Below are 2,771 nucleotides of genomic sequence, written 5' to 3'. Positions count from 1 at the left end.
TATCAAGATATTTGGTAACATTTTTACGGTTAATTTTCATTAGGTTTTCTCCTTTTTTGTCCTAATATTTACCATTTGGCATGATGATAATTAGCTAAAATATTGTTATCTTTTGTGATGAGTATGTCATGATTTATTAAAGCATTAGCAACAATTAATCGATCGAAAGGATCTCTTGTCCAATTAATAGTTAAAGCCTGAGTTACAATAGAATTAAAATTGCGTTGACAAATGTTTAAGCCGATGCGAGTGGACAAATCATTTAAAATATCATCAGCAGAAACTGTTATTCTTTCAATTTCATAAAGATATTGTAATTCTAGCCTGACAATGGGGGAAATATAAATTTCTTCTTCATTAATTAAAGACTTTGCCGTGTCACTTATTTTCTCTATCAATCCCCCATAAAGCCACACCACCACATGAGTATCAAGGTAAATCAAGATTTATTTCTCCTTCCCAAGTTAAATTAACAATATCATCAGGATTACCACAAATAACATCAGGACGTGATATAAGATTGTCTAGTTTATGCACTTTTTCCACAGGTGTGATTTGTAGAATTTTGCCACCTCGATTAATCTGTATCGGTACACCAGTATTTAGCACTTCATCCAGTAGATTATAAAGATTTTTTCTCAGTTGGGTGGGGGTTAAACTTTTCATAAGCAATTTAAGGTACATTATTTATATTATAGAATGTACATTTTCTCTTCTATAATTAATATATAACTCGATCGTGAATATGATTAGCAAATAACAATGGAAAGCACATCCCTGAAAATAAAAAAAAATACTGTAAATAAATCAAAAGAAAGAAAATTGTTAAGAGATTTTGCTGGAATTTTTAGCACTGATGCTGATTTTCCTAAAGTCTTAGCAGATATTGAGACAAGAAGACGGGAATTAGATTTAGAAAGAGACGAGAAATACGGCTTATTAGAATCGGTGGAAGATTGTTAATGACTTTTTATATTCTCGATACCGATCATGTTTCTTTATTTCAATCTGGACATCCTCTAGTTACAAATAAAGTTAATACTATTGATTTAGAATTAATTACCACTACGGTTATAACTTTAGAAGAACAACTTTATGGAAGATTAAATCGTATTCGGAGAGCAAATTCTTCAACCGCTTTAGTTTACGCTTATGAAAAACTTGAGGATACATGGAATTTCTTTGATAGCATTAATCTATTAAGTTTCACAAATGAAGCAAGTTTTTATTACGATGAATTGATCAAAGAAAAAATTAGAATCGGTACTCAAGATTTAAAAATAGCGAGTATTGCGTTATCAGTGCAAGGAGTATTGGTAACTCGTAATTATAAAGATTTTATGAAAGTTCCTAATTTACAAATGGAAGATTGGTCTTTACAATCAAGTTAAAATAATCCTAAAGAACAAATAATTTGATTGTCTCTAACTTGCTTATCCTCATGGGTAACGCATAAAGCGGAATCCTCCCAGAGAGACACCACCATATTCGCTAATTGTTCATCTTTAATTCCACTCCTTAATTGACGGTTTAAACGAGAGAGCGAACTTTCTCTGAGGGGATACTTATAGATGTCTTCCACAGCTTTGATGAGATTATCCCATTGTTGCCCTTGAGCCAAAAGAGGAGTATGATTTTTGATGTAGTCAATATAGCCATTAAGACGAGTATAGGTTTTAGCCCTTGCACCGTTAGGGCTTCCCAGTTTACCGCCTCCTGCCATTTTCTTCTGCTGTTGAGCGATAATGTTTGCCCCTTTATCCACTAAATCAAAATGATGGGGATGACGGGGAATAGGCTTAGTTTCCAATTCACAACGGGCTAATCGTAAAATACGGCTTTGAGATTGGGTAACGCTATTACCGTTTTCATCCACATAAGCCAAAGCATCTACCCCATCACTGGTACGCATATACATTAAAACTCCTTGAGGATTTTCTGCCCCTAAATCCCCAACTTTGGGGACTTTTTCGTCTTTCTTCCCCTTTGTTAAGGGGGGCAGGGGGGGATCTAACTTTTTAGTAGAATAAATAACATTCGGTAACTGTTCTATTTTTTGAGCAATGTCAGGATGTTTTTCCTTGGCTGACTCCCAAATACTCAAGGCTTCTGAAACTAAGTCAACCTCGTTATCTTCTACATCATCAAGAATACCTGCTTTTTCATGGTATAAATCCAATACGACATTATCATTTCCCCCCTCAAAAAATACCTCATCCGTCCCGACAACTTCGGCATTTTCCTGCAAACGATTAATTAATCTTCCCCGTAAATTAATTAATTCTTCCACTCCATCAGCAGGTAAGAAAGAATAACAGAGTATTTCATCAGCAGTTTGTCCTATTCGATCGACTCTCCCCGCCCTTTGGATTAAGCGAATAATTGCCCAAGGCAAATCATAATTAACGATAATGCGACAATCTTGCAAATTTTGCCCTTCTGAGAGTACATCTGTGGCAATTAAAATCCTCAATTCTTGTTGAGGAGAGAAGGATTTATTATTACTTTTCGGGCTAAAACGTTGAGCGAGAATAGTAGGATTTTCCGATTTACCAGTAGCACAAGCAAAACTTGTTAAACCTAATAAAGTTAATTTTTCTTTTAAATAACTAACAGTATCGGCAAATTGAGAAAAGATTAATATTTTTTCTTCAGGATGAGTTTTAGTAATTAATTTGTGTAAAGCTAATAGTTTTTGATCATTTGCTGTTGTCCATTGAGGAGTATTATCTAATATTGTGATTAAATTTTGTGCATCTTCTTGTAAATGT

5 protein-coding genes are annotated in these 2,771 nt (G+C 34.0%); 2 read left to right on the top strand and 3 right to left on the bottom strand.

Annotated elements, in window-relative coordinates; genetic code table 11:
* Nucleotides 1-68: 68 nt before the first annotated feature.
* Entirely contained in the window at nt 69-443 is a 375-nt protein-coding gene (locus ACN4EE_RS22680; RefSeq protein ID WP_431708785.1) for a type II toxin-antitoxin system VapC family toxin, read from the bottom strand.
* The gene (locus tag ACN4EE_RS22675) at nt 430-666 is read right to left on the bottom strand and encodes a type II toxin-antitoxin system Phd/YefM family antitoxin (RefSeq protein ID WP_017292778.1); all 237 of its coding nucleotides are present in this window, start codon (nt 664-666) and stop codon (nt 430-432) included. Before ACN4EE_RS22675 ends, ACN4EE_RS22680 begins: the two co-directional genes overlap by 14 nt.
* Nucleotides 667-762: 96 nt before the next feature.
* Between ACN4EE_RS22675 and ACN4EE_RS22670 the strand changes: the two genes are divergently transcribed.
* Both ACN4EE_RS22670 and ACN4EE_RS22665 read left to right on the top strand, forming a co-directional pair.
* Nucleotides 763-963 (top strand): hypothetical protein, encoded by a 201-nt coding sequence (locus tag ACN4EE_RS22670; RefSeq protein ID WP_431708784.1) that lies wholly within the window; start codon nt 763-765, stop codon nt 961-963.
* Entirely contained in the window at nt 963-1,391 is a 429-nt protein-coding gene (locus ACN4EE_RS22665; protein ID WP_431708783.1) for a type II toxin-antitoxin system VapC family toxin, read from the top strand. The genes ACN4EE_RS22670 and ACN4EE_RS22665 overlap by 1 nt, the downstream gene beginning before the upstream one ends.
* On the opposite strand, the gene ACN4EE_RS22660 is transcribed toward ACN4EE_RS22665, so the two are convergent.
* Nucleotides 1,388-2,771: C-terminal helicase domain-containing protein (locus tag ACN4EE_RS22660; RefSeq protein WP_431708782.1), on the bottom strand; the 1,384-nt coding region annotated here is incomplete at its 5' end. The genes ACN4EE_RS22665 and ACN4EE_RS22660 overlap by 4 nt on opposite strands.

The organism is Geminocystis sp. CENA526 (genome assembly GCF_050753365.1).
GTDB lineage: Bacteria > Cyanobacteriota > Cyanobacteriia > Cyanobacteriales > Cyanobacteriaceae > Geminocystis.
Note: the sequence above shows the minus strand (reverse complement) of the source record. Positions and strands in the feature narration are given on the sequence as shown.